The following is a 25,178-nucleotide window of genomic DNA, read 5'->3' as shown; positions in this document are numbered from 1 at the left end:
CAGCCGCTCCGCAAGAGGCCAACCGGCGTGAAGCTGCCGTTGGCGTCCAGCGCCATTTGCGTCGCGGGGAACAGCGGATCGTCGCGGCCCCAGAGATGATCGCGCTCTAGCTCGCCAACCCAAGCGGTGAAAATGGCCAGGGCGTCGCTGCCGATCGGCATGAACCAGGTTGGAAACGTCTTGGCGAATTTGGTCCGCACGGTGCGAGCATCTTGCTCGACCAGCCCGCCCGCAAGGTCAACATGCCCCAGCCGGAACGTTGCCAGCGCGGCGACGCGTGCCCCGGTCAAGGCGACGAACGCGATCAGCGCCCGGTCCCGACGCTCCAGGATTGTGTCGGCTGGCATGACGGACAGGATGTGATGGACTTGCGCCAGCGTCGGCACTCGCTTTTCACGCCGCGCACGCGCAACCGCGGCGTCCTTGTCGCTCAAATTGAAATAGTCGGCGTCGGCATAGGCGATATGTGACTTGAACCCCGGCAAATGCGCCAGCCAGAAAAAGAAGGCGCGCAGATCGCGGAGTGTCGAAAGCATCGTTGCCTTGCTGATCCGCTCGCCGGTGCGCGCGTTAGTCGCCTTGGCCAGCGCGGTCTTGAACGCGATCGCCTGTTCGCGATGAAAGCGCTTGAAGTCGCGCGCCTTGGTCGACTCCTCGAACCGCGCGAGCGACTTGGCCACGCCGTCGATCGTCGCTTCGTCGCGGCCCTTCGCTTCCTTCAGATAGGCAAAATAGTCGCGCTTGATCCGCTCGTTTGCCGCACTGTGTTTTGTCATGCCGCCGCTTGCCTTTCCAAATCACAATTTAAGGAGGGCGGAGAGCTGCCCTTTAGGCGCCGCAAGGCCTCCACATATTGTACGTCGCAACCGGGCAAGATTGATGCCAATTCGGTTTTCGACACCCGCCGATGCATCACGGTTTCGCACGTCGCGCAGATGGCCCGAATGTTACCTGACTTGTCATTGAACGAAACGAAATCGACCATGCCGAGCGCAGGTGGCCGAGGCTCCCGGCACCGGAAACAATAGAGCGTTCCGGGCGAGCAAGGGCGCTTGCGGCTGGCGTTGCGGGTCGAAAGGAAGGCACGGACGGTCGCTCCCTGAAACAGCACTGGCCGCCCGCCGTCGAGCGGCTTAAGCCCGTCGCGCTGCCAATGGCGCACGGTATTCTTATGCACGCCGAAGCAAGCCGCCAATTCGGGAACGCTGTAGCTCCGGTGCAGCTTGACGGCGCGCGGGTTGACGCGTCGCGCGGCCATGACCGCCCTCAGCCTTGCGCCGCTACCAGCTGCCGGATCGACTCAGCCTTGATCAGGGTGCGCCGCCCCAACTTGAAGGACTCCAGCCGCCCGTCCGCGATCATCGCATAAATTGACGTGCGCCCCAGCCCCAACGCCTTCGCCGTGTCGTTAATCGAAACTGCCAGCGGTTCCATTATCAGCACTCCATATTCGCACTGGCAGGACGCCAGCGTTCACGGAAGTGCATCAACACTTTCCAGCGTAGAATCGCGGCCGGAAACGGTCGGAAACGGTCGAAAACCTATTCGTCTAGGGCCTCAATCAGATCCCAAAGCCGCCGCGCCCGGCCCTTCACCGTACTGTCGGCGGCACTGTAGCTATTGTCATCAATCCATTCCGACATAGCTCGCTGCACGTCGGCCTGCGACTTTGGAATCAACGCGCCCGAGTAGAGCGCAGTCGCGATCGCAGCCCACATGTCGTCCCAGAACTCAGCGGGTGGTCGTCCTCCTTTGCGGCGGCCAACGGCTACCTCCGGCTCACTGATCGCTGGCGGAGAACTCAACCGCGTGCTGGGCTGAGTGAAAGTGAATCGATGTATTTCCAGTCGCCTTGTTAATCTGGCGCGGATAGCTTCGACCTCGCGCCTAGTGGCTAGAAGCACACTGTCGGGTTTCGTAATATTTGGCGGCCTGCCCGATGCCTTCGATGCAACGCCATCCATGCTTCGCGCGACCTTGGACCAATAGCTTTCGAATGATTCGGAGATCATGGCGAAAGCCTCCACATCCTTTGCGATGGGCGCGACCTGATCGATTGCCGTGGAAAGCATTTTGTCGGAGATGTCCTCTAAGGCGCTAAGCGCAATCCTAACGGTTGCACCTGACTTAAGGAGGCCCTTTGCAGCGTGGCTGTTGTAAATCGCTGCGACGCGATCGCCGAATGCCTTCACACTGTTCAACGTGAGATCATCAAGTATCAGACGAATTTGGTTGCGGGCGAGTGTTTCCATCTCCGCATAGTTGCCTCACAACTACCTGGTGTCTAGCGGGCACCAGCCCCTCCATTTGGGGTAGAATGCGGTCGCAACGCTTATGACCGCTATCGACCCATTGCGGTCATTCACCCCTAGGGGCAATACGATAGGATGCTGGAAGATCGCACCACAAGGTTGCTAGCGCGGTGGATACCCGTGGCTGTGCTCGCCAACTTGTCAGTCGCGTTAGTTGCCTACTTTCTCCATTGGCCGGATGCTCCTGTCTATCTCCTGATGGCGCTCACTGTTGCGGCCACAATCATCGCTGCGATTGCATTTTTGGGTTCCGTGCGTGGTGTTCGCAGTTCGGAGGCACTCGGGTTCAAGCGGATGCGGGATGCTTTGTCCTACGAAATCTCATCTCGCGGCATTCGCCCTACCGCCATCCTCCTGATGATAAGTGTCGTTGCTGTCTCTTTATTCTGCCGTCTGACAGACACTGCTTCGGGATTGCTGGCGTTTTTCTCCTTTCCCCTGGCCGGTATCTATCAAGCCGTAACCACCCGGTATCCAGCAGATCGGAATGGCAACTCCTAATGTCCGCTTTCCACCCAAAGCAGACATAAACGACCCAAAGCGATCATTGGGTCGATCGCAATTTCCAATGCAGTTTTAGCGCCAGCCCTTCCTCATCGCTGCTTCCTCTTGCACGGCATCAAACGGCTCGCCTTCGATGGATGCTTGCACCGCTTCCATGAGCTCAGGGTCTTGCTCACTTGCCATGCGATAGTCCGTCGCCTGGCCTACCGGCGCCTGGAAGAGGCTGCGGATTCGCCACTCGCCGCCGTCACGGCAGGCCATACCAATTGCCAATTGGTCCTCGAAAGTGCGGCAAATCGCCCCCGACTTGTCGCGGAAAGTGAGGCCAATGCGCGGCCCTGAATCGGCAGGCATGCTTGCGAGCCGGGCTTGAAGCGCATTCGCCAGCTCGGCGGAGGCAACGAGCTGGCCGGATTCGGTCGCGATCGGACTCGACGACCTTCCTATCGGCATGTCAGCGATCATGTTTCCAGCGACGATCCCGATCGCCAAAGTCGCAGCGAGTGCGCCCATCTGCACCCAGATTGAAGGAGCCGTTCTTGCCGACCGAACGGCCTGGGCGTCAGCCAGGCTGACAATTTTGTCGCTTCGATCGAACGCGCCCAGTAGCCGCTCGGGCACAGGCTGCGTTTCAACTTCGCCAAACGCCTGGCGAAGGTCAGTCGCCAACCCCCGGTGCTCATCGGCTAGCTGGGAAAGGTGCGCATTCGCGGCGACTTCAGCTTCGACCCGTGCCGCCTCTTCCGGCGGCAATGCACCATCGAGCCAGGCGAAGAATTTCTCAGCCTTAACCATCACCAACTCCACCTAGCATTTCCAAAAGTGTCGTTCGACCGCGCCCCAGCCTGCTCGAAACCGTCCCGATCGGCAGATCGAGCATTTCCGCCACCTCGCGGTATCCAAACCCTTCGATGAGGATCAGCGCGACCACTTCGCGCTGCTCGTCGGGGAGTTGCTCCATCGCCAACATGGCGCGCTTCAATTCGATCGAGGCGTGCATTGCCTCGCGCGGATCCTCGCCGATCTCCTTTGCCGCTTCCTCGGGCGCTTCGCGCTTCTCCTTCCGCGCGCGAGCGCGCGCGGTATCGATCCAGAGATTCCGCATGATCCGGTAGAGCCATGAATCGAGGCGCGTGCCCGGCTGCCACTGATCGCGCGACCTTAAGGCTCGCTCGATGGTAGCCTGGGCCAAATCGTCCGCATCTGCGCTGTTCCGGCTGAGCGTATGGGCAAACCGCCGCAGCCGAGGAAGCAGCTGAGTCAGTTCGACTTCGAACGTTTCGAATGATCCCATTTGTCCTCATGCGGATGAAACGACGCTTCATCAACGTTTCATCCGTTAGTGCCATAAAAAGAGGTCATATGATGTGCAGTTTTGTTCACAGGGTGCTGATCGCCGCCACTGCTGTCGCCGTCGCCGGCAGCGCGGGCGCGCAACTACTGCCCAGCGTCGGATTGCCCGCGCTCCCACCCGTGAGTCTGCCGAGTGGCGATGTTCCGGTTGTCGGCCCGACGCTGCAGGACGTCCTGGCCCAGCCCGGCGCCCAACAAGCTGTCTCCCCGACACTAGACACGGTTTCGGGCCTGTCCGAGCGAATATCGGAAGCGCCGCCAGCCACGCTTCTCCAGCTTCGGCAATTGCGGCTGCAGGAATTGGTCCGCCAGCACCCCCGCGAGCTTGAATTTGACGGGACGGGCCAGCCGGTCCGCCGTGCCGTGCTGGTCACGGTCGACCCCGACCAGCAATCGCTTCAGCTTGCCGCTCAAGCGGGGTTCACGATCATTGCTGACGACGGCGGCGCAGAGCTTGGGCTTCAAATCGTGACGCTATCGGTGCCGCGCAATCTTTCCGCCCGCCAGGGACTCAAGCGCCTTCGCTCGGTTGCACCACGCCTCCAAGCCGATTTCGATCACATCTACGAGCCGGCCGGAGGACAGCTTTTCCCTATCGTCGGAACGCTTGCCGCTAGCCAGGGACCGCGCGGCGGACCGCGCATCGGGATGGTGGATGGCGGTGTTGCTTCCCACCCTTCGATGGCCGGCGCTTCCATCGAGCAGAACGGCTTTGCTGGACAGCCCCAGCCCACCGGTCACGGCACCGCCGTCGCTTCCCTGATCGTCGGCAACGATGGCGCGTTCCGAGGCGCGGCCCAAGGAGCTTCCCTGTTCGTCGCCGACGTCTATGGTGGCTCTCGCGCTGCCGGCTCGGCCAGTTCCATAGTCCGGGCCCTGATCTGGCTCGCGTCGAAGCAGCCGCAGGTCATCAACATCAGCCTGGTTGGGCCGAACAACCGGCTCCTGCAGCGCGCAGTGCAGGCGCTTCGTACACGGGGCATCGAAGTTGTCGCCGCAGTCGGCAACGACGGACCCGCCGCACCTCCCCAATATCCTGCTTCCTACCCCGACGTGATCTCGGTTACGGGCGTGGACGCGCGCGGCCGCGCACTCCCGGAAGCAGGCAAGGCCAGCCACCTCGATTTCGCGGCGCCCGGGGCCGACATGGCGGCCGCCTTGCCTGGCCAAGGATATGCCAACGTCCGCGGGACCAGTTTCGCGGCGCCCCTTGCCACTGCCCGCCTGGCGATCACGGGCTCGGCCCAACGGCTGGCGACAGAGGCCCGCCCCGGCAAGGGCAGGGTCGGCCGTGGTATCGTGTGCGGCACATGCCGCGTCGATCCCCGAGCGGTCCGCGCCAAATAATTGCTTTTCTTGGGATGAAGCCGGGAGGCGGCGTCGTTCTCTTTCCTGAGGGCCAAGAAGCTCTCCGAATTTGGAAGGAGTTACTCATGTTGAAGTACATCCTGATCGCCGGCGCGGCGGTCGCACTCGCGGGAACTCCCGCTCAGGCCCAGCTTCTCGGCGGCGTGACAGGCGCCGTAAACGGCACCGTCGGCGGAACGCTTAACGGCACGGTCAATGGCGCGCTTCGCGGAGCTATGAACTCGGCCGGTCCGGCCGGTGGGACGCTTGGCGGATCGGGCTCGATCACCAATAGCGTGACGAGCACGATTACCAACAGCATTTCTGCGACGGGCAATGCCAACGGCCAGGGTGGCGGCTCGGGCAGCGTCGGGTTGGCAGGTGTCGTAACCGGTGCCGGCAATGCGGCAGGCTCGGTCGCAGGCAGCGCCAATGGTGCGGGTAACCTTGCTGGCACCCTTACTGGAATGGCCAACGGCAGTGGTCATGCGGCCGGCTCGATTGCCGGAGCAGTCGACGGCAACGGCCATCAGTCGGACAATGTCGGCCTGACCGGCGCCCTGAACGGTGCCGGCAATGCCGCTGGCTCCGTCGCGGGCACGCCAGCGGGCGCACTTAACGGCTCGGCCAGCGGATCGGGTTCCGCAAGCGGCAGCGCCAACGCCAACCGCAGCAACGGCTCCCTCGCCGCTGGGGCAAGCGGAAGTGCCAACGGCAATAGCAGCGCTTCAGCCTCTCTCGGAAACTAAAATCCCCTGAAGCCTCCTCAAAGAACCCGGCCCGCCGCGCTCACCGTGCGGCGGGCTGCGGTACAGACTTGCGATGGCCACTCGCAATGACCGCTTTCGACCCATTGCGGACATTGGCGTCTGAGACCATCGTGTTCTTTGACGAGCGAGGTTCGGATGTTTGGATTGCGCAAGAAAACGCCAGAAAAGCAGTGGACGGGAGAGCAGTGGTTCGTTGTGGGCCGCGGCCTAGACCGCGGTTATGATTGGGACACAAAGCAAATGCTGGGAGGTCCAGCACGAGAGGCGGACCTTGGCTGGTTCGAGGGCTTCATCTCTGGAGTTGGCCTCGCCCGCGACGAGAATCTTCTGGCCGAGCACCCATTTGAAAAAGCAGTGGAATGGCTTGACGTGCTCTGTCGAACCTACCCGAACGATCAGATTTGCCACTCGGCGCAGAAAGTCGTCGCAAGGCTGATTTGGCCAAAAACAGATATAGGCATCCCGTTCAGCTAATGTCCGCTTTCCACCGATTCCTGCCATTAGCTCGTTGATTGTCGCTCCAACTTAGGAGCGAGCCATGATCCGACCGCCGCAAGTCATCGTAGGGGCCAAGCTGCCACTCCGGCCAATGCATGTTTGGGCCATCCGCGTCCGCCTCCAGATAGCACGTCGACCTCGCGACCTCGCTCTGTTCGATATTGCCTTGGATAGTAAGTTGCGGGGCTGCGACGTGGTTTCGCTTCGGCTGCCTGACATTATCGCAGCCGGTGCGGTGCGGAGCCGGGCAATCGTGATCCAGCAGAAAACCGGCCGACCCGTGCAATTTGAGATAACCGAAACAGCGCGGCGCTCGCTTGGGGAATGGCTTATGGTCAGGCGCGGCGATCCGGACGGCTGGCTGTTTCCCAGCCGCCTAGTCCAAGGCGCTCACCTATCCACCCGTCAATATATTCGCTTGGTAAAGGGCTGGGTGGCGCTCATCGGCTTGGAACCGGCTGCTTATGGCAGCCACAGTCTGAGGCGGACCAAGGTAGCCATGCTCTACCGTAAGACCGGCAATCTCAGGGCCTGCCAACTGCTGCTGGGCCATACGAAACTGGAGAGCACCGTCCGCTATCTGGGTGTCGAGCTGGACGATGCCTTGGCTCTCTCAGAGGCGCTGGAAATCTAGTCCGGCCGGACGCCTAATGGCAGGTTTGGGTGGAAAGCGAACATTAGCGTTCAAGGAACGCTAGCGCCTTCTCGACGAACTCCTCGTGATATTGGAAAATCCCCCCGTGGCCGGCGTCGGGATAGATCACCAGCTCGGCATTCGGCAGCCGCCGCGCCATATCTACGGAGTTGCTGCTGGGGACCATCTTGTCCTGGTCGCCGTTGGCCACCAGCACCGGCTGGTGAATGCGCGACAAGTCGGCGGGTTTTTCCAGCCCAAAGGCGTGGATCGCCTTCAGCTGGGTTATGAACGCGCTGATCGACACCGGCTTGACGCGGTTCTTGTTGCGCTCGGCCAGCCGTCTCAGAAAGTCGCTCGCGGCCTTCCGGCCATTCGGGGTCGTCGTGAAGAATAGATAATATTCCGGGTGCTTGAGGTTCAGCGCTGCCTTGATCATGTCGATCACGGTCACGCGCGTCACCTTGTCGATGCCCACGCCCCCGGCTGGCCCCGTGCCAGCCAGAATGATCCTGCGCACTAGCTGCGGCTCCTCGAGCGCAATGACTTGCGAGATGAAGCCGCCGAGCGAGAAGCCGAGGAGGTCGACCTGGTCGAAGCCGAGCGCACGGATAAACCCCACCGCGTCGCGAGCCATTGCTCCCACGCTATTGAGTGTCGTTCCTCCCGAATCCCCGATCCCGCGATTGTCGAACACAATCACGTGCCGTTTTGCCGCAATGCCGTCGACGACACGTGGGTCCCAACGATCGAGCTCGGCTGCAAGGTGATTGAGAAAGATCACCGGCACGCCGGATTCGGGGCCAAGCTCGCGGTAGGCAAACTTCGTCCCGTCGACATCGACGGTCTTGGTCGGCGCATTTTGCCAGCCGATGGCTACGCCAGATTGCAATTTGGTCATAGTTTCCTCCTCCTCGTGAGGACTGGAATTTTGAAGGTCCGTCAGGACTTTCATCGGACCTTAACGATGACCTTCCCTTTGGCCCGTCCCGTTTCGATGTAGGCCAAGGCCTCGTTCGTGGCCTCGAACGGAAACACCTGGTCGATGACCGGTTGAATGACGCCAGACTCGATGAGCGACGTGATCTTGGCCAATTGTTCGCCGTCGGCCCTCATGAACAGGAAAGAGTAGCTGACGCCAACGTGCTTGGCTTTTTTGCGGATGCCCAGGCTCAGGGCTCGCGTCGCCTGTTCCATGATCCACCCCAGCCCATTCTCCTTGGCGAAAGCGGGATCGGGCGGCCCGGAGATGGAGATCAGTTTCCCGCCGGGCTTCAGCACTTGCAGGGATTTTTCGAGCGTTTCCGATCCCAGGCTGTTCAGGACCACATCGAAGTCGCTCAGAACCTTCTCGAACTCGGCCCTTTTGTAGTCGACGACGATGTCGGCACCCAGATTCTTGGCCAGGTCGACATTCGCCGTGCCTACAGTCGTCGCGACGGTAGCGCCGAGATGCTTCGCAAGCTGGATGGCGATCGTCCCGACCCCGCCGGAGCCGGCGTGGATGAGAACCTTCTGTTCGGGCTTCAACCTGGCCCGCTCGACCAGCACTTGCCATGCGGTCAGGCCGACCAAGGGAATAGACGCTGCCTCCTCCATGCTGAGGTTCTTGGGCTTCAACGCCACATCGCCCTCATTTATCGAGATGAACTGTGCGAAGGTTCCGATCCGATCCTTGTCGGGCCGTGCATAGACCTCATCGCCCAGCTTGAATCGCCGCACCTTCGGCCCAATCCGCACCACGATACCCGCCACATCGTTGCCGAGGATGAGAGGAAGCCGATACGGCAGGATTTGCTTGAACTCGCCATCCCGAATCTTGGAATCGAGCGGGTTAACGCTCGTGGCATGAACCTCGACCAACAGGTCGTGGTCGCCGACCTCAGGTTCCGGCGTTTCGCCGGCGCGAAGGCTCCTGTCGCCATAGCGATCGACGATGAACGCCTTCATGACGCGGTCGCCGGGACCATGACCTTCGAGGCCCTCCACAGCTGGCGGTTGAGCAATTCGGGGGCGAGACGGCGCATGAATGCGACCTGGTTGGTTTGCCCCGGCCGTATCTCGAGGGTGCCCGCCTTGAGGCCCACAAAGGTCTGCCTGACCAGTTCGTCGGTGGTGAGCTTGGGGGTGCCTTCGGGGAAGTCCGACGTCATGTCGGTCTCGATCGCGGGCGGCATCAGCTCGATCACGTCCACGCCGCTATCTTCCAGCTGGAAGCGGAGCGACTGGGTGTAGGAATGAACCGCGGCCTTGGTCGCACTGTAGATCGGCAACGCCGGAACCGGGACGAAGGCGAGCATCGACGAAACGTTGATCACCGTGCCCCTGTTTGCGCTGAGCAGGTCGATCAGCGAGGACGTCATGCGGATCACGCCGCCGACATTGGTGTCGAGCTCCACCGTCAGCCCAGTGAGGTCGGCCGACGGAGTCTTGAGGTTTCTGGGCGCGCCGGTGCCGGCGTTATTCATCAGCACGTCGAGCTTGGGGAATTCGGCCTTGAGGCGCGCGGCGAGGGCGGCGACCTGCGCCGGGTCGGCAATGTCGCTTTGGATCGTGTGGACGCCGGGATGCTCCGCCTTTACCCGATCGAGCAATGCCTGGCGGCGGCCGGTAACGATGACCTCATTGCCGAGTTCGAGAAACTTGAGGGCAAATGCCAGGCCAATACCGGCTGACCCGCCCGTGATGAGGATAGTGCGATCAGTAAGTCTCATGGAAACGATCCTTCAAATCCCCCAGCGCAGGGGTTGTATTACGCTCACTTAGTGATATTATGATCATAATGCAAACGGCAAATAACTCTTGGAGGTTCCATGCGATACGAAAAAGGTCGGAAGGACGAGACACGCCGGAGGATCGTTGAGGTCGCGGCGGATCGCTTTCGCAATGACGGCATCGCTGCTTCGGGCTTGGCCGGAATCATGAGCGAGGTCGGCCTGACGAACGGCGCTTTCTACCCACACTTTCAATCCAAGGCCGAGCTTGTCCGTGAGAGTGTGGCGGCCGGGATGGATAGCCAGTCGAAGCTGATGCGCGAGATCATCGCCGCCGGAGGCATCGAAGCGGCCATTTCCGAGTATTTGTCTCCAGCGCATCGGGACAATCCTGGCGCGGGCTGCACCCTTGCAGCCCTTCTGCCCGAGCTTGCGCGCCAGCCGCTCGAAACGCGGAAGATCTTCGCCGAGAGGTTTATGTCCACGGTGCGTGACTTTGTGTCGGATTTGCCCGGACAGACCGAGGATCAGGAGGCGGTGGCGATGGGTCTCTATGCAATTCTGATCGGAACGCTCCAGCTTGCGCGCGCCGTCGAAGGAATCGACTTGTCGGACCGCATCCTGGCAGCAGGAGCAGCCGCTGCCCGGACAATAGTACAGACCGCGTCAGCGGAGGATGCATGAGCAAACTCAGCGGCCTCGACCATCTCCGAGCGATGATAACTGCCGATGCCCAGCCGTCTATCGGCCGGACGCTCGATTCCAGCCTTATTGAAGTTGGAGATGGCGTCGCGGTGCTCGAAGGCAACCCGGATGAACGAACCTATAATCCAATGGGAACTGTTCATGGCGGCTATGCTGCCACGTTGCTAGATTCAGCTTGCGGAATCGCGACACATTCCAAGCTCGCACCGGGCCAAGGCTACACTACGCTTGAACTCAAGGTGGCCTACCATAAGGCGATTACGGCAAACACTGGCTGCGTGCGCGCAATCGGTTCGGTGACATCCTTCGGGCGGCGCGTAGCCTTTGCCGAAGCTAAGCTAACTGATGGAGCGGGACGCCTTCTGGCTTCCGCATCGTCCACTCTCTTAGTCATTACGCCGTGAACAGTCTGGCTGCGATCATAACGGGCGAAAAGCGCATGGCCTAATGTCCGCTTTGGGTCGAAGGTGGTGACAGCAGATTTGGGTGGAGAGCGGACGCTTGCTTCTTTCCCTGCCTTACTAGGCGGCCGCCGGGCGGTGTGGGTCGACATAACCCGTCGCCAGCCAGAATGCGTCCTTGATATCGGCGTCGTCGAACGGCTTGTGGACGATGATCGAGCCGGGCCGGCGAAGCTGAATTTCGGCCCCGGTGCTGGTGATGAAAATCACTGGGATCGCCTTGCCTCCGCAGATTGCTCCGACCGCGTCGATTCCGCAGCCGGGCGCCAGCTGGACGTCGGCGGTGATCAAGTCCGGACAGCGCCGTCTCGCGGCGGCGGTCGCCTCAACAGCACTGGTGGCGAAGTCGAACGAGGCGCAGCCGCAATCGCGCAGCGCATCTTCGATCGACATCGCGATTAGTGGTTCGTCTTCGATTATTAAAACATGCATGGGGGCCGGTTCCGAAAGGAGCGGGAGCGCGCGCATCTCTCAGCCGACGGTGCCCGAAGAGTCGATCAGCCGGTAGGCTCTTAGCGAGCGGTAAGGCCGATCGTTCCCTCACAAGGGACTGCGGGACTCGAGGGCAGGGGCATGATAGGCTTTCTCCGCCGCCGCCTCGTGGGGGCAGCCGGACGAGCGGGGCCGGACGCGTTACCATCCATCATTTGCGGGGAACCGATGTCAAGCCAGCCCAGCAATCGCACACCGTGTGAGACCATCGACGAACGCACAGTGAAGTTGCTGCACGAAGAGATAGCCAACCTGCAGGGCCAGGCCGGGCAGGCGAGCGACCGCGAGGTGGCGCTTGCGGCGTCGCTACTGGCCGCCGAAGCCCGGCTGATCGACAGTGGTGCGATGCTCCACGAGGTCAACCACCGAGCCAAGAACAGCATCCAGATCGCGATGTCGCTGCTCGGCTTGCAGATGCACGCCACGAACAACGAAGAGGTGCGTCTTGAACTCGCTGGCGCCATCCGGCGGCTGGGCAATATCGCCGCAGCGCACCTGATGCTCAACAGCCAGTCGCCAGACGAGCAGAGAACCTCGTTTCGTGCCTATTTGACGTTGATCTGCACCGAGACCCACAAGTCACTCGGCGGGGAGAGGATCGAGCTGATCGTGAGGACCGACGAACTGGCGCTCGACACGTCGCGGGCAATTAACCTGGCATTGATAGTCAGTGAGGCGCTGACCAATGCGATGAAATATGCTTTCCCCGATGGGCGAACGGGCACGATCCGGGTCGACTGTCATCAGGACGGGGATGAAGCGACGCTAACTATCGCCGACGACGGCGTAGGCTTCGGGGAGACAGCGCGGGAAGGGGCGCTCGGCCTGCGCCTGGTCCGCACATTAGCCAAGGCAATCGGCGGCGAAGCAAAAATCGACGGCAGCAACGGCACACGGATCGAGGTCCCCTTCAAGCTGTGAGAAAGCTGGGATCAAATCGTTCCCGTTGTGACAGCTTTGGGTCGAAAGCGAACGGCAGCAATGGGTCGAAAGCGGGCGTTGGCTATTTGGGTGCCTTAAACTTGCAACAGGTCGCGATTGCCTGGCGCGCATAGTCCGGAGAAACCTCTGCGATGCCGGATGCCATGCGGATGTAGACGGTCTTGTAGCTCCAATGATCAACGCGGCTCATTCCGGTCACTTCCAAATAGTGAGCCTCTTGGCCTTCAATCCGAACTTCCATTCCAACGTCATCCTGTCCGGAAATGCCAGGCCATGCCACGGTTACCATATGCCTGCCGGTCGCCACTCTGGTCGACGTGTAGTGTCGGTTGGACAGGCCGACGATCTTGATGCCGTCGACCTTGATAGCGGGCGACCAGGCCGTCGGCTCGGCATGCGCCCGATAGATTATTAGATTGTCGGTCCCCGTGCTGGGCACCGCGGCAGCTGACGGCAAAACTGCAGCTGGCGGCGGCATCTGTTGGACAGGTGTGCCTGTGAGAGCGAGCAACACCCCGGCAACCAAGAATGTTTTCATCATAGCCCCCAAGATGACATTCGAGTTATCGGTCTATCTGCCAGTGTCCGCAATGGGTGGAAAGCGGACGCTCAGTTAGTCGTGCCGCCAATGGGCAAGCAGGTTCGCCAATAGCAAGGGCCGGCCTTCCTGTGGTAGGCCCCATGCGCCGCGACCCAATGGGCGGGGGCGAGTCGAAAGGGTAGGATTACCACCCGGGGATCGGACGATACCTGGGAGAGGTCGCATGGCTAAATCACCAATGAAGCGTTTCTGCGCCACGGCGCTGCTCGGCCTTCTGCTGTCGACGACCGCGGTTCCAGTGATCGCGCAGAGCCTCGACGAGGTCGCCGCGCGTGGCGAGATCCTAGCTGCCGCCGATCCGCTAGCGGCGATACTGCGCGACGGGCTCGACGAGGCCGGTCGCAAGGGTTTCGACATCGGCATGGGCACGGCGGAGGGCCAGACCGCGCTCGGCCCCGGCAAGCAGGCCAGGGGCGAAGCGTTGCCGGCTGATCAGCAGGCAGGCTATTTTGCGGCTGTCCGGTATTCAGTGACGCGAAACGCCAACCTCGAGGCGGCGCACCTCGGCGCCCGGGTAGCAGTGGGGGAACCAGGACTAGCTGACGCCAGGCGAGCCGAGGATGATCCTTTTTATGCGCTCGGTTTCGACATCGCGACTGGATTGCTGAACGACCGCGGGTCCAATCCGCTGAACCAGCTTGCGGAGAGCGCGAAGGTGGCGACGGTCCGCGATTCCCTTACGGGCGCAGCACGGCGCGGCTTCGACGCTTCGGCCCAGTTGCAAGGACGCAACTATAGCTCGTTCCCCGGCAAATCGACGCCCATCACTCCCCCGGCCGGCGATCTGGCTGTCGGCGACGGCACCAGCGGCGTTGACAGCGTCGGCACTGTTCCAAACGTCGTCGGGATGACGCAAGATGCGGCTTGGATCACTCTTAGAGACGCGGGTTATCCAAGTCCGTCTGTGGTGGAAGTCAATGTCAATGCCACGACACTTCCAGCAGATCGGGTGATTGGCTCAAGACCGGATGGAGGCACGACATTACCCAGGGGATCAGCCGTAGCAATTCAAGTCCCCCGAGCGTGGCTTGTTCGGGGAACCGGCTCGCTGACGGCAAATGATCAGGACACCAGGCTAGGCTTCGATTTCGACACGGGAAAATATGCGCAAGTCGGCCAGGGCGCGGATATCTACACGATTTCTAAGAGTGTGGTTGTGGCCAGCCCCTACTCAAACGAGCGCCAACAGATCAGGACGACAATCGGCGTGGTTCCCGATGCGAGTGCGGTGCGCCCAACTCCTCCCCGAAGCTATGACGAGGATGCCAACAAGTTTGGGACGGGCCGGAGCGCAGCCGTGGATTGTGAGTCGAGATTTAGGACCGAACCTACGTCAGGTGTCCTGACAGGCAACCCGGAGCTTCGAGTGAACAGCAGCGGCGAGTGGTGTGTTGCTACCAACGGTGGCCATATCGCTCGGGTTTCAATTCGCGGCTCTGGCGTCACGACCGAAGTCAGACGGAATGATGGCGACTATTCCTTCTACTACGTGACTTTTCTTGCCTCGCCGACCGTTAGGTCACAAGGCAGGGTTCGGTATGATGGGGCTCCCTCAACTGTCTCGTCGCTTTCAATTTGCGAGAAGGCCAAGCAAGCGCGCGATCGCAATTCGCCCGCGGCGCCGGGGCTAGCGAAGAGTTGCCTCGAAAGCGGCGGAACTGTCCCGCAATAGTATTCGACGTACAACTTCGGCATTGCCGCCGACAGCCGTTCGGGCACGCAGCCCGGGATTCCCCGGTTGCATTGTCGACGACATCTTGGACTTCGATTGATAGATCAGAAACGGCCTGCAAATGTGCCCGGCCCTTGCTCATCCCTCGAACGCTAATGACCGCAATGGGTCGAAAGCAGTCATTAGCGTTGGGCGTTCATCCGGCAGATTGAGCAATCGACGGTGACGGAAACGCCAAGACCTGGGCGCCCTCTTTCAGAGTTTCGAGATGATCGCTCCACCATTGCGCCATTTCGACCCGTTCCAGCCAATGTGCGCCACGATGATAGGCCGCGCGGACTTGATTGGCATCGGCATGGGATAAAGCGCGCTCGATCGCGTCGGCGCTCCATTTACCGCTTTCATTCAAAAGCGATGAAGCAGTCGAGCGAAAGCCATGTGCCGTCATGTCGTCCGATCCATAGCCCATTCGCCGCAATGCGCCATTTATCGCGTTCTCGCACATCGGTTTCAGCGGCGATCCAAGTTTCGGAAATATGTAGCGCCCGCCGCCGCTCAACTCAGCCGCTTCGCGCAGGATTGCCATCGCCTGTCGCGACAAAGGGACGCGGTGTGGATGGCGCTGCTTCATCCGATCAGCGGGAACCGTCCAAAGCGCCTTGTCGAAATCAATCTCGCTCCACTCGGCCTTACGCACTTCGCCCGGTCGCTGATAAACGTGCGGAGTGAAGCGCAAAGCCAGCTTCGTTATAGGCTGGCCCGAATAGGTATCGATCGACCGCAACAGCTTCCCGAAGGCAATCGGATCCGTGATTGCCGCATGGTGTTTGGCGACCGGCGAAACCAGTGCGCCCTGCAATGGCTGAGCGGGATCGGACGATGCCCGCGCGGTTGCCACGGCATATCGGAACACGCGGCTGGAAAAGGACCGCAAACGCCGCGCTGTCTCGCGCTGCCCGGCGCGCTCGACCTTTTTTAGCACGGCCAGCAATTCATGCGGGCTGATTTCCGCGATCGGTCGCGTTCCCAACGTCGGTGACAGCTTGGTCAAGAGCCAGCGCGCTTTCGCAATCGTCACCGCAGCTTTGCCTTCGGCTTCCAGCTTGGCGATAAACTCGTCGGCTATTCCACCGAATGTATTGGCGGCGGCAATTCGTTTCGCGATCCGAGCCTCGCGCTTGACAACAGATGGATCGCTGCCCGCCTGTGCTGATTGGCGAGCCGCATCGCGAAGCGCGCGGGCCTCCTTCAGGCCGACTTCGGGATAGCTGCCCAGAGCCAGCTTCTTTTCCTTGCCGTCGATCCGATATTTTAGCCGCCAAAGCTTCGAGCCGAATCCCGTCACCAGCAAATAGAGGCCCTTGCTGTCCGCAAGTTTTCGATCGCTTGCTCCCGCCTTTGCCAGCCGGATCGCCGTATCGGTCAACGCCATAAAATTCACCTTCCCTCGCCCAAGTCATCGACCATTTTCAAAAGGCCCCCAAAAAGGCCCCCAAAAAGGCCCCCAAATTTTCGCGATTGTCGGCGAACGCCAGCAACCAAGAGCGGTCAATTCAAGTGAGAAACTAGCAGATTTCTGCGATTTACTCAACCTATCGCGAACTTCGGCGATTAGGGAAATGGTGCCCAGGAGAGGACTCGAACCTCCACGCCGTTTCCAGCGCCGCCACCTGAAGACGGTGCGTCTACCAATTCCGCCACCTGGGCACAGGGGCATGTGATTGCCGGTAGGCGGCGGCGCTTAGAGGGGGCGGTGTGATTCTGTCAACAGCCCGAGTAACCCTTGAAGTGAATTGAAGCTTGGCCCAAGGACTTGGGCGATTCCACCCGTCCCCTTGGCCAAGGACCGACACCATGAGGCAAGCTGGCACGCCGCCGCTGATCACCGTCTTTGGAGGAAGCGGCTTCATCGGCCGCTACGTCTGCGAAGCGTTGCTCAAGACCGGCGCACGGCTGCGCGTGGCGGTCCGCGATCCGCGCAAGGCCTGGTTCCTCCAGCCGCTGGGGTCGGTCGGACAGGTGTCGGCGGTCCAGGCCGACCTCGCCAGGCCGGGCACGATCGAGCGCGCGGTCGACGGCACCGACGCGGTGATCAATCTGGTTGGGGTGTTCAGCGGCAACCTCGAAGCCATCCATGTCCAGGGGCCGGGCAAGCTGGCGGCGGCCGCCAGGAAGGCCGGGGCCAGAGCGTTCGTCCATGTCAGCGCGATCGGCGTCGATGCCGACAGCCAGTCCACTTATTCCCAGACCAAGGCGCGCGGCGAACAGGCGGTGAAGGCCGCCTTCGCCAAGGCGACCATCATCCGGCCGAGCACCGTATTCGGGCCGGAGGATGATTTCACCAATCGGTTTGCGGCGATGATGGACTTGCCGCTGCTGCCGGTGATCGCGGCCAAGAGCCGGTTCCAGCCGGTCTATGTGCGCGACGTGGCCAAGGCGATCGCCGCCGCAGCGCTCGATCCAGGCAAGCATGGCGGCAAGACCTATGAGCTGGCCGGGCCCGAGGCGCTGAGCATGCGCGAGCTCAACGAGAAGATCGCCCAGATGGCCGGCGCCAAGCCCGACCTGTTCGAGGTGCCGGATTTCGTTTCGGCGGGGATCGCCCTTTTCGGTTTCCTCCCCGGCGCACCGCTCAGCCGCGACCAGTGGCTGATGCTGCAGCAGGACAATGTGCCGTCGGGCAAGCAGCCCGGCTTCAAGGAATTCGGTATTACGCCGACGCCGCTGGGCGCGGTCGCGCCGGAATGGCTCAGCCGTTACAAGAAGGGCGGCCGCTTCGCGCCGAGCGCGGCCTAAGTGCCTATTCTCTTATTGGTCATCATCCTCGGCATCGTTGAGGGCGTCACCGAATATCTGCCGGTCAGCTCGACCGGCCATTTGATCCTCGCCACCGAGCTGCTGGGCTTCAAGGCCGACCAGTGGGCACTGTTCAACGTGGCGATCCAGCCAGGCGCGGTCCTGGCGATCGTCGTGCTTTACTGGCGGACGTTCGTCGACGTGCTGGTTGGCTTGTGGCAGCGCCGGCCAAGCGCCTTCGCCTTCGTCCGCAACTTGGCTGTAGCGTTCGTGCCCGCAGTGGTGCTGGGGCTGGCGCTGGGCGACGATATCGAGCTGCTGCTCGGCAATGCGAATGTGGTGGCCTGGGCGCTGATCATCGGCGGCGTGGCGATCCTGATCATCGAGCGGCTGGCCAAGCCGACCGACAAGGGCGGCGTCCAGAACGTCACGCTGATGCACTCGATCGGCATCGGCCTGGTCCAGTGCCTGGCGATGATACCGGGCGTCAGCCGCTCGGGCGCGACCATCCTCGGCGCCATGTCGATGGGGGTCGATCGCAAGACGGCCGCCGAGTTCAGCTTCTTTCTCGCCGTGCCAACGCTGAGCGGCGCGACCGCGCTGCAGCTCTACAAGCATGGCGCGACGATGGCGCCGGGCATGGGCGGCTGGATCCTGCTCGGCAGCCTGGTCAGCTTCGTCGTCGCGGTGGTGGTGGTGAAGGCGTTCGTGTCGATCATCCAACGCTACGGCTTCGCGCCCTTCGCCTGGTATCGGATTGTCGCCGGAGCCGTGGCTTTGGTCTGGCTTGCGGCACGTTAGCCCGCGCAATGCGTTGACCAGGAAGCGATAATCGCCATCCTGAGGCGACTCGCGGGAGATTTGCCATGCGTGCCGTTTGGATCGCCCTGCCCTTGCTGCTGGCGCCTGTGCCGGCAACCGCTGCGCCCAAACAGGCGCCGCAGCTGCCGCGCGAACTCGCCGACCCGGCGATGCCCGGCAAGCTGGGCAAGATGGCGGGCGCGCTGACCAAGGCGCTGATGGACATGCCGGTCGGCGAAGTCGAGGCCGCGGTGCAGGGCCGCGAGCCGACCGCGGCAGACCGCAATCGCCGCGTCCGCGACGAGATCGGCGGGCCGCAGGCGGAAGCGAAGGTCGAAGCGCAGGTCGCCCAGTCGGGCCGCCATATGCAGGCGATGGGCCAGGCTCTGGTCGAATCGCTGCCGGCGCTGATGTCCGCGCTGGACCAGCTGGAAACGCGGATGGAGCGGGTTACCGCCAACATTCCCGACCCGACTTATCCCAGGCGCTGACGCGCCGAGGCTAAGGCAAACGACGCGAAGCGACGCTTTGGCTTAGCGGAGAGACGCGGCGAGCCGGACGGCCTGCTGCGAAGCAGACAGGACCGACGTCACGCGATTCACTCGCGTGACGGCTAGTTTCACCGCAAAGAAAAGCGGGATTCCCGCTTTCGCGGGAATGACGGGTTGCGGGGAGTCGTCTGCGCGCTAAAGCTGCCGCTTCCATGTGGCAGCTGTTCCAATTCCCGCTTGATCCCTTTTCGCGAAAGGTGCGCCTGGTCCTCGGCGAGAAGGGCGTGGCGCACGAGCTGGTGCGCGAGAATCCGTGGGAGCGGCGCGACGAGTTCGTCGATTTGAACCCGGCCGGCGAGACGCCGGTGCTGGTCGACACGACCGCGGGAATCGCGCTGATCGGCAGCCAGCCGATCGTCGAATATTTCGAAGAGACGGTCGACAAGATGCCGATGATCCACGGCAATGCGGTCGCCCGCGCCGAGATCAGGCGGCTGACCCAATGGTTTGACGAGAAGCTCTACCGCGAAGTGGTCGAGCCGCTGATGAACGAGCGGATGAGGAAGCGGCTGGTCAGCCGCGAGAGCCCCGATACGCGCGTGCTGCGCGAGGCGATGCGGATCGCCAATGGGCACCTCGACTATGTCGATTACCTCCTTGACCATCGTCGCTGGATCGCGGGGGCGGGCCTCAGCCTGGCCGATTTCACCGCGGCGGCGCATCTGAGCGTGGTCGATTATCTCGGCGCGCTCGACTGGCGCGGGCACAAGCAGACCAAGGACTGGTACGCCGTCATGAAGTCCCGGCCGGCGTTCCGCCCGCTATTGGGCGAGCGGATGGAGGTGATCGTTCCTCCCGCGCATTACGATAAGGTGGATTTCTAGCAGAGCTGCCGAGTGCAGCTGAGCGATTGGGCAGCAATCGGGAAGCAGCACGAAGAGACAGCGAATGCCGGACGGCCTGCCGCGCAGCGGACAGGACCGACGGCGCGGATTCACTCCGCGCCGGTCTTAGCGCCTGACTTCTTCCCCAGCAGCGTAGCGAGGGAGATCATTAACAGCCGCCTCGAAGGCCGTTCTTATTTCCGTTTGACTGAAGCAGCGATCCCAAAGCTCGGTCATAAGATGATTGATGGCTTGAGGCAGAACAGGGTATTCCGGCCACGGGTTACTCTCGTGCAAATCCTTCAGCGTCGCCGATAACTGGTAGACACAATCGGATAGCCGTAACTGCCATTGGTCACGGCCCTCTTGGTCAAGGTCAGTCATCGGCTTTCTCCCGCCCACTCCGCCGCGACGAGGTAGTTGAGCTTCAAATCCTCGCTCAGATGCAGCCCACGCGTCGGCGACATCGCAATCCCCTCGAAGTCGATCACCTCCAGCCCCGCATGCGCCAGCAGGCCGCGCATCGTGTCGGGGTCGATGAACTTGTCGAAATCGTGGGTGCCCTTGGGGATCTGGCCGAGGCCTTCCGCCAAAGTGATGGTCAGCAGCTTCGACCAGGCGGTCTTGTTGGGGGTGGAGAGGATCATCAGCCCGCCGGGCGCCAGCCGCGCAGCGAGCACGTCAATGAAGCCCTGCGGGTCGGCGACATGCTCGACCACCTCCATTGAGATAACCAGGTCGAACTGGCCATCCAAATCCTCGACGCCGGTGGCGCGATAGTCGATCTGCAGCCCCTGGCCGATGGCATGATCCCGGGCGACGGCGATCAGCTCGGGCGCGGCATCGACCGCGGTGACCTTCGCGCCCAATCTCGCCAGCGGCTCGGCCAGCAGCCCTGCCCCGCAACCGACATCGAGGGCGTTTCTGCCCTCCAGCGGCTTGAAGCCATGCTCGTCGCACTGCCAATGCATGTCGATCATGTCGCGGATGTAGGCGAGGCGGACCGGGTTGAGCTTGTGCAGCATCGCCGACTTGCCTTCTGGGTCCCACCAGTCCGCCGCCATGCCGCCGAAATGCTGGGCTTCCTTGTCCACGATACTTGTCTTGGCCATGACCCACCCCTAACAGGCTGGCGCACGACAGCCCAAGAGGAAATCCGCCACTTTTATGCCGCGCATTGTGATGAAATTCGGCGGAACCTCGATGGCCGGGATCGAGCGCATCCGCTCGGTCGCGTCGCGGGTCAAGCGCGAGGCGGAGGCGGGCAATGAAGTGCTAGTGGTGGTCTCGGCGATGGCCGGGGAGACCGACCGGCTGGTCCAGCTGTGCAGGGAAGCCTCGGCGCTGGCCGACCCCAAGGAATATGATGTGGTCGTCGCCAGCGGCGAGCAGGTGACCTCCGGTCTCCTCGCCATGACCCTGCAGAATATGGGCGTCAAAGCGCGCAGCTTCATGGGCTGGCAGCTGGTCCGCGCTTCGGGCGTCCATGGCAACGCCCGGGTCGAGAAGGTCGAAGGCGCGCTGCTCGACGAGGCGCTTCAAGGGGGCACGGTCGCGGTCATCCCAGGTTTCCAGGGGGTGAGCGAGGATGGCCGGGTGGCGACGCTCGGCCGCGGCGGGTCCGACACCTCGGCGGTGGCGATCGCTGCGGGGATCAAGGCCGACCGCTGCGACATCTACACCGATGTCGACGGCGTCTACACCACCGACCCCAGGATCGTGCCGCGGGCGCGCAAGCTCACCAAAATCACCTTCGAGGAAATGCTCGAGCTGGCCGGGGTCGGCGCCAAGGTGCTGCAAGTCCGCTCGGTCGGGCTGGCGATGCGCGAGAATTTGCCGCTGCGCGTCTTGAGCGCATTCGAAGATTTGCCGGGGACCGAAATCGTCCCCGAACTTGGGGAAAATGACATGGAGCGAAACGCCATCGCCGGCATCGCCGCCGACCGCAACGAGGGGCGGATCACGCTGACCGGCATCGCCGACCGGCCGGGCATGGTCGCGGCCGTGATGCAGCCGCTGGCCGACGCCGGCCTGTCGGTCGACATGATCGTCCACGCCGCAACCGAGGGGCAGAAGGCCAGCGACCTCACCTTTACCGTGCCGCGCGCCTCGCTGGCGCAGGCGGCGGCGGTACTCGAACCCAGGAAGGGCGACATCGGCTTCGAGGATATCCATACCGACGACGCGGTCGCCAAAGTTTCGATCGTCGGGGTCGGCATAAGGTCCAACCCCGAGCTGGCGGCCAGGATGTTCGCGACCTTGGCCGAGCGCGGGATCAATCTGCTCGCGGTCAGCGCCAGCGAGATCAAGGTCAGCGTGCTGGTCAAGGAGGATGAGATGGAGCTTGCGGTTCGAGTCCTTCACACCGCCTTCGGACTCGATGCGCCGCGCGGAGAAGCAGCATGAGCGGCGAAGGACTGATCGCGGAAGCCCGCGTCATGCACGGCGACGGCGGCATGGTCCGCCTCAAGGAATTGATGGCCCGCGGAATCGAGTTCCTCGGCACCGAATGGGCCATCATGGGCGGGGCGATGAGCTGGATCAGCGAGCGCCATTTGGTCTCAGCGATTTCCAACGCCGGCGGCTTCGGGGTGATTGCCTGCGGCGCGATGTCGCCCGAGTTGCTCGACACGGAAATCGCGGAGACCAAAAAGCGCGCCACCAAGCCGTTTGGCGTCAATTTGATCACCATGCATCCGCAATTGAGCGAACTGATCGATGTCACGGCCAAGCATGGGGTAAGCCATGTCGTGCTGGCCGGCGGCCTGCCGCCCGGCGGCGCGATCGAGCGGATCAAGGGAAATGGCGCCAAGCTGATCGCCTTTACCCCGGCGCTGGCACTCGCCAAGAAGCTGATGCGATCCGGCGCCGACGCCCTGGTGATCGAGGGGATGGAGGCCGGCGGCCATATCGGCCCGGTCTCGACCAGCGTGTTGGCACAGGAAATCTTGCCGCACGTCGCCGCCGACATCCCGGTGTTCGTCGCCGGCGGGATCGGCCGCGGCGAGGCGATCGCCGCCTATCTTGAGATGGGCGCGGTCGGCGTGCAGCTCGGCACGCGGTTCGTCTGCGCCCACGAGTGCATCGCCCACGCCAATTTCAAAAAAGCGTTCATCCGTGCCTCGGCCCGCGACGCGATCCCCTCGGTGCAGATCGACCCGCGCCTGCCGGTGATCCCGGTGCGCGCCTTGAAGAACCAGGAGATGGTCAATTTCGCCGCCAAGCAGCGCGAGGTCGCCGACCTGCTCGACAAACGTGCGATCGAAATGGCCGAAGCCCAGCTGCAGATCGAGCATTATTGGGCCGGTGCGCTCAAGCGAGCGGTGATCGACGGCGACGTCGAAAGCGGATCGGTGATGGCCGGGCAATCCGTGGGCATGGTCAACCGCGAGGAGCCGGTCGCCGACATCATCCAGGAGCTGGTCGACGAAGCCGCGGCAGCGTTGGGGTCGCGCGCTTAGCGTGGCATCGGAACGTCCACTTTCGACCCATTGCGGTCATTAGCATTGAGGCTAAATCTTTCTCGATGAACAGTCGCGTTGTCGCCAATATCCTGCTGCTCTGCCTCACTTCGGCTTGTGTTTCGGACAATCACTCCGATTCACAGGCTGCGACGCATTTTGAGGGAGACGCCCGCCAGGACGCCGAAGTCACAGGAGAGTTGGGCAGCAGGTCCGCCGTGATTGTCGCTCATGGAGACCCGAGGTTGGGCGCGGGAATGCAGGCAGATTGTGAACTTCACGCGAGCGAGGATAGGTCGCAGGTCTGGCATCTCGTTCCCTTCGATTCCGAAATCATGCGGATTGATGCAGAGGACATTGAGAAGACCAGCTTCTTGCTAAAGTGGGAGTCCCCCAAACGGTTGGTTGTCGACACTGACTTTGACCTCTGCGCCGAAGGCATCAATTTCAACGGGACCTACAGGGCTAAGTAACAGTGTCCGCTTTCCACACATTGCGGACACCAGCTCTGCGGCCAGTGACAGCTAGGCGGCATTGCGCAGGAAGCGGTCGCGGTAGCGTGCCGGGCTGACCCCGAGCCGGTTGCGGAAATGGTGGCGGAGGGTCGCGGCGCTGCCGAAGCCGGACAGCTCAGCCACCTCGTCGATACCGGTGGAGCCCGCTTCGAGGAGCTGGCGCGCAGCGTCCACCCTTGTCTCGACCAGCCATTCGCCCGGGCTGAGGCCAAGGCTTTCGTTGAAGCGGCGGATCATGGTCCGCTCGCTCATCGCCGCCTCGCGCGCCATCCGGCCGATCGTCCAGCCTTCCTGGGGCCGGGCGCGCACCGCGTCGAGCAGGGCGGAGAGCTTACTGTTGGCCTGTCGGGGCACCGGTCGCTCGATGAACTGCGCCTGCCCGCCGTCGCGGTGGGGCGGCATGATCAGCCGCCGCGCGACCTGGTTGGCGCGGTCGGGCCCGAAATCCTTGCGTACGATGTGGAGCAAGAGGTCGATCCCGGCCGCCGACCCTGCCGAGGTCAGGATATTGCCGTGATCGATGTAGAGCACGTCCGGATCGACATCGATTCCGGGAAACAGCACGCGCAGCCGGTCGGCATATTTCCAATGGGTGGTCACGGTCTGGCCATCGGCGAGGCCGAGCGAGGCGAGCAGGAACACGCCCGAACAAATCGTCGCCAGCCGCGCGCCGTTTGAATGCGCCTTAAGGATCGCGTCGACCACCGCCGGCGAGGGCGGCTCGCCGTTCGTCTTCCAGCCGGGAATGATGATCGTGCCCGCCTCCGCCAGCGCCTCCAGCCCAGCCTCCGGCGTGATTTCCACATGGCCGTTGGCACGCACCGGCCGCCGCTCTTCCGAGCAGCTGACGTATGAGTACCAGTCGTCGCCGAATTCCGGCCGATCGAGGCCGAACACTTCGGCCGAGATAGCGAACTCGAACGTGCCCAGGCCATCATAGAGCAGGGCCGCGACGCGATGGTTTGGCTCTGCGGCAAGATTTGGCATGATATTCGCGTATATTGTCTATCACGCCAATTGCTCGCTGAACAGGCCCCGCGATAACTTGAGTCCCCCCGACAAGGAGGCTCGAACAATATGAATGCCGTTACCGCAATCCCCGCTGCTTCCAGCGACCAGGCGCTGGCCCATTTCGAACAGGAATTCCGCTTCGAAACCGATTGCTGGGACGTCCATGAGGCGTTGAAATCGGACAGCCCCGACTTTGTCCTGCTGGACGTACGCT

At 62.3% G+C, this 25,178-nt stretch carries 31 protein-coding genes and 1 tRNA gene; 16 read left to right on the top strand and 16 right to left on the bottom strand.

Annotated elements, in window-relative coordinates:
• From Q0C64_RS08205 to Q0C64_RS08190, 4 genes are all read right to left on the bottom strand, one after another.
• Positions 1 to 776, bottom strand: a 776-nt coding sequence (locus Q0C64_RS08205) for a site-specific integrase (protein WP_294122553.1), incomplete at its 3' end; no start/stop codon positions are given.
• A complete protein-coding gene (locus Q0C64_RS08200) occupies positions 773 to 1,258 on the bottom strand; it encodes a helix-turn-helix domain-containing protein (protein WP_294122552.1) in 486 nt (161 codons plus the stop codon). The genes Q0C64_RS08200 and Q0C64_RS08205, both read right to left, overlap by 4 nt.
• An 8-nt stretch (positions 1,259 to 1,266) precedes the next feature.
• On the bottom strand, positions 1,267 to 1,434 hold the full coding sequence (locus Q0C64_RS08195) for a helix-turn-helix domain-containing protein (protein WP_294122550.1): 168 nt from the start codon (positions 1,432 to 1,434) through the stop codon (positions 1,267 to 1,269).
• A gap of 107 nt (positions 1,435 to 1,541) precedes the next feature.
• A complete protein-coding gene (locus Q0C64_RS08190) occupies positions 1,542 to 2,252 on the bottom strand; it encodes a hypothetical protein (RefSeq protein WP_294122547.1) in 711 nt (236 codons plus the stop codon).
• A 135-nt stretch (positions 2,253 to 2,387) separates the two neighbouring features.
• Here Q0C64_RS08190 and Q0C64_RS08185 point away from each other — a divergent pair, with 135 nt between their 5' ends.
• Positions 2,388 to 2,813 carry a hypothetical protein gene (locus tag Q0C64_RS08185; protein ID WP_294122544.1) on the top strand — a complete coding sequence of 142 codons (426 nt, stop codon included), beginning with the start codon at positions 2,388 to 2,390 and terminating at the stop codon, positions 2,811 to 2,813.
• A gap of 75 nt (positions 2,814 to 2,888) precedes the next feature.
• Here the strand turns inward: Q0C64_RS08185 and Q0C64_RS08180 are convergent, their stop codons facing one another.
• Together Q0C64_RS08180 and Q0C64_RS08175 are read right to left on the bottom strand one after the other, a co-directional pair.
• Positions 2,889 to 3,623 carry a hypothetical protein gene (locus tag Q0C64_RS08180; RefSeq protein WP_294122543.1) on the bottom strand — a complete coding sequence of 245 codons (735 nt, stop codon included), beginning with the start codon at positions 3,621 to 3,623 and terminating at the stop codon, positions 2,889 to 2,891.
• Positions 3,604 to 4,110 carry an RNA polymerase sigma factor gene (locus Q0C64_RS08175; RefSeq protein ID WP_294122541.1) on the bottom strand — a complete coding sequence of 169 codons (507 nt, stop codon included), beginning with the start codon at positions 4,108 to 4,110 and terminating at the stop codon, positions 3,604 to 3,606. The genes Q0C64_RS08180 and Q0C64_RS08175 overlap by 20 nt, the downstream gene beginning before the upstream one ends.
• Positions 4,111 to 4,289: 179 nt before the next feature.
• On the opposite strand from Q0C64_RS08175, the gene Q0C64_RS08170 reads away from it, so the two are divergent.
• The 4 genes from Q0C64_RS08170 (at position 4,290) to Q0C64_RS08155 (ending at position 7,418) form a co-directional block, all read left to right on the top strand.
• Complete coding sequence (locus Q0C64_RS08170) at positions 4,290 to 5,516, top strand: S8 family serine peptidase (protein ID WP_294122539.1); 1,227 nt, start codon at positions 4,290 to 4,292, stop codon at positions 5,514 to 5,516.
• Positions 5,517 to 5,602: 86 nt separating this feature from the next.
• Entirely contained in the window at positions 5,603 to 6,265 is a 663-nt protein-coding gene (locus tag Q0C64_RS08165) for a hypothetical protein (RefSeq protein WP_294122537.1), read from the top strand.
• Between the two features lie 138 nt (positions 6,266 to 6,403).
• Complete coding sequence (locus tag Q0C64_RS08160) at positions 6,404 to 6,760, top strand: hypothetical protein (RefSeq protein WP_294122535.1); 357 nt, start codon at positions 6,404 to 6,406, stop codon at positions 6,758 to 6,760.
• Positions 6,761 to 6,824: 64 nt separating this feature from the next.
• Positions 6,825 to 7,418, top strand: coding sequence for a tyrosine-type recombinase/integrase (locus tag Q0C64_RS08155; protein ID WP_294122534.1), 594 nt, complete (start codon positions 6,825 to 6,827; stop codon positions 7,416 to 7,418).
• 43 nt (positions 7,419 to 7,461) lie between these two features.
• Here the strand turns inward: Q0C64_RS08155 and Q0C64_RS08150 are convergent, their stop codons facing one another.
• From Q0C64_RS08150 to Q0C64_RS08140, 3 genes are read right to left on the bottom strand one after another with little or no spacing between them, the layout of a single operon-like run.
• Entirely contained in the window at positions 7,462 to 8,319 is an 858-nt protein-coding gene (locus Q0C64_RS08150; protein ID WP_294122529.1) for an alpha/beta hydrolase, read from the bottom strand.
• A 50-nt stretch (positions 8,320 to 8,369) separates the two neighbouring features.
• Positions 8,370 to 9,368: an NADP-dependent oxidoreductase gene (locus Q0C64_RS08145; protein ID WP_294122527.1), complete on the bottom strand. Its 999-nt coding sequence runs from the start codon at positions 9,366 to 9,368 to the stop codon at positions 8,370 to 8,372.
• Positions 9,365 to 10,132: an SDR family NAD(P)-dependent oxidoreductase gene (locus tag Q0C64_RS08140; protein ID WP_294122525.1), complete on the bottom strand. Its 768-nt coding sequence runs from the start codon at positions 10,130 to 10,132 to the stop codon at positions 9,365 to 9,367. The genes Q0C64_RS08145 and Q0C64_RS08140 overlap by 4 nt, the downstream gene beginning before the upstream one ends.
• A gap of 99 nt (positions 10,133 to 10,231) precedes the next feature.
• Here Q0C64_RS08140 and Q0C64_RS08135 point away from each other — a divergent pair, with 99 nt between their 5' ends.
• Both Q0C64_RS08135 and Q0C64_RS08130 read left to right on the top strand, forming a co-directional pair.
• On the top strand, positions 10,232 to 10,816 hold the full coding sequence (locus tag Q0C64_RS08135; protein WP_294122524.1) for a TetR/AcrR family transcriptional regulator: 585 nt from the start codon (positions 10,232 to 10,234) through the stop codon (positions 10,814 to 10,816).
• Positions 10,813 to 11,241 (top strand): PaaI family thioesterase, encoded by a 429-nt coding sequence (locus Q0C64_RS08130; RefSeq protein WP_294122523.1) that lies wholly within the window; start codon positions 10,813 to 10,815, stop codon positions 11,239 to 11,241. The genes Q0C64_RS08135 and Q0C64_RS08130 overlap by 4 nt, the downstream gene beginning before the upstream one ends.
• Before the next feature lie 117 nt (positions 11,242 to 11,358).
• On the opposite strand, the gene Q0C64_RS08125 is transcribed toward Q0C64_RS08130, so the two are convergent.
• Positions 11,359 to 11,730 carry a response regulator gene (locus Q0C64_RS08125; protein ID WP_294122521.1) on the bottom strand — a complete coding sequence of 124 codons (372 nt, stop codon included), beginning with the start codon at positions 11,728 to 11,730 and terminating at the stop codon, positions 11,359 to 11,361.
• A gap of 288 nt (positions 11,731 to 12,018) precedes the next feature.
• Here Q0C64_RS08125 and Q0C64_RS08120 point away from each other — a divergent pair, with 288 nt between their 5' ends.
• Entirely contained in the window at positions 12,019 to 12,711 is a 693-nt protein-coding gene (locus Q0C64_RS08120; protein WP_294122519.1) for a sensor histidine kinase, read from the top strand.
• 82 nt (positions 12,712 to 12,793) lie between these two features.
• Here the strand turns inward: Q0C64_RS08120 and Q0C64_RS08115 are convergent, their stop codons facing one another.
• Positions 12,794 to 13,270: a hypothetical protein gene (locus Q0C64_RS08115; protein ID WP_294122517.1), complete on the bottom strand. Its 477-nt coding sequence runs from the start codon at positions 13,268 to 13,270 to the stop codon at positions 12,794 to 12,796.
• 226 nt (positions 13,271 to 13,496) lie between these two features.
• Between Q0C64_RS08115 and Q0C64_RS08110 the strand changes: the two genes are divergently transcribed.
• Entirely contained in the window at positions 13,497 to 15,005 is a 1,509-nt protein-coding gene (locus Q0C64_RS08110) for a PASTA domain-containing protein (RefSeq protein ID WP_294122515.1), read from the top strand.
• A gap of 196 nt (positions 15,006 to 15,201) precedes the next feature.
• On the opposite strand, the gene Q0C64_RS08105 is transcribed toward Q0C64_RS08110, so the two are convergent.
• Complete coding sequence (locus Q0C64_RS08105) at positions 15,202 to 16,437, bottom strand: integrase arm-type DNA-binding domain-containing protein (protein ID WP_294122512.1); 1,236 nt, start codon at positions 16,435 to 16,437, stop codon at positions 15,202 to 15,204.
• A 188-nt stretch (positions 16,438 to 16,625) separates the two neighbouring features.
• Positions 16,626 to 16,712, bottom strand: a tRNA-Leu gene (locus tag Q0C64_RS08100).
• Between the two features lie 147 nt (positions 16,713 to 16,859).
• On the opposite strand from Q0C64_RS08100, the gene Q0C64_RS08095 reads away from it, so the two are divergent.
• The 4 genes from Q0C64_RS08095 to Q0C64_RS08080 all read left to right on the top strand — a co-directional run bounded on the left by Q0C64_RS08095 (position 16,860) and on the right by Q0C64_RS08080 (position 19,977).
• The gene (locus tag Q0C64_RS08095) at positions 16,860 to 17,801 is read left to right on the top strand and encodes a complex I NDUFA9 subunit family protein (RefSeq protein ID WP_294122511.1); all 942 of its coding nucleotides are present in this window, start codon (positions 16,860 to 16,862) and stop codon (positions 17,799 to 17,801) included.
• A 15-nt stretch (positions 17,802 to 17,816) separates the two neighbouring features.
• A complete protein-coding gene (locus tag Q0C64_RS08090; protein ID WP_294122509.1) occupies positions 17,817 to 18,602 on the top strand; it encodes an undecaprenyl-diphosphate phosphatase in 786 nt (261 codons plus the stop codon).
• 65 nt (positions 18,603 to 18,667) lie between these two features.
• Positions 18,668 to 19,093 (top strand): hypothetical protein, encoded by a 426-nt coding sequence (locus Q0C64_RS08085; protein WP_294122506.1) that lies wholly within the window; start codon positions 18,668 to 18,670, stop codon positions 19,091 to 19,093.
• A gap of 212 nt (positions 19,094 to 19,305) precedes the next feature.
• The gene (locus Q0C64_RS08080; protein ID WP_294122503.1) at positions 19,306 to 19,977 is read left to right on the top strand and encodes a glutathione S-transferase family protein; all 672 of its coding nucleotides are present in this window, start codon (positions 19,306 to 19,308) and stop codon (positions 19,975 to 19,977) included.
• A 126-nt stretch (positions 19,978 to 20,103) separates the two neighbouring features.
• Here Q0C64_RS08080 and Q0C64_RS08075 read toward each other — a convergent pair whose 3' ends face one another.
• Complete coding sequence (locus Q0C64_RS08075; protein WP_294122501.1) at positions 20,104 to 20,361, bottom strand: hypothetical protein; 258 nt, start codon at positions 20,359 to 20,361, stop codon at positions 20,104 to 20,106.
• Complete coding sequence (gene ubiG, locus Q0C64_RS08070; RefSeq protein ID WP_294122498.1) at positions 20,358 to 21,089, bottom strand: bifunctional 2-polyprenyl-6-hydroxyphenol methylase/3-demethylubiquinol 3-O-methyltransferase UbiG; 732 nt, start codon at positions 21,087 to 21,089, stop codon at positions 20,358 to 20,360. The genes Q0C64_RS08075 and ubiG overlap by 4 nt, the downstream gene beginning before the upstream one ends.
• A 55-nt stretch (positions 21,090 to 21,144) precedes the next feature.
• Here ubiG and Q0C64_RS08065 point away from each other — a divergent pair, with 55 nt between their 5' ends.
• The 3 genes from Q0C64_RS08065 to Q0C64_RS08055 all read left to right on the top strand — a co-directional run bounded on the left by Q0C64_RS08065 (position 21,145) and on the right by Q0C64_RS08055 (position 23,911).
• Positions 21,145 to 22,383 carry an aspartate kinase gene (locus tag Q0C64_RS08065; RefSeq protein WP_294122496.1) on the top strand — a complete coding sequence of 413 codons (1,239 nt, stop codon included), beginning with the start codon at positions 21,145 to 21,147 and terminating at the stop codon, positions 22,381 to 22,383.
• 50 nt (positions 22,384 to 22,433) lie between these two features.
• Positions 22,434 to 23,438 carry a nitronate monooxygenase gene (locus Q0C64_RS08060; protein ID WP_294122556.1) on the top strand — a complete coding sequence of 335 codons (1,005 nt, stop codon included), beginning with the start codon at positions 22,434 to 22,436 and terminating at the stop codon, positions 23,436 to 23,438.
• Between the two features lie 65 nt (positions 23,439 to 23,503).
• Positions 23,504 to 23,911, top strand: a complete 408-nt coding sequence (locus tag Q0C64_RS08055) for a hypothetical protein (protein ID WP_294122495.1) — start codon at positions 23,504 to 23,506, stop codon at positions 23,909 to 23,911.
• Positions 23,912 to 23,962: 51 nt separating this feature from the next.
• Here the strand turns inward: Q0C64_RS08055 and ftrA are convergent, their stop codons facing one another.
• Positions 23,963 to 24,940, bottom strand: coding sequence for a transcriptional regulator FtrA (ftrA, locus tag Q0C64_RS08050; protein ID WP_294122493.1), 978 nt, complete (start codon positions 24,938 to 24,940; stop codon positions 23,963 to 23,965).
• Positions 24,941 to 25,178 lie beyond the last annotated feature (238 nt).

Source organism: Sphingomonas sp. (assembly GCF_023266535.1).
GTDB lineage: Bacteria > Pseudomonadota > Alphaproteobacteria > Sphingomonadales > Sphingomonadaceae > Sphingomicrobium.
Note: the sequence above shows the minus strand (reverse complement) of the source record. Positions and strands in the feature narration are given on the sequence as shown.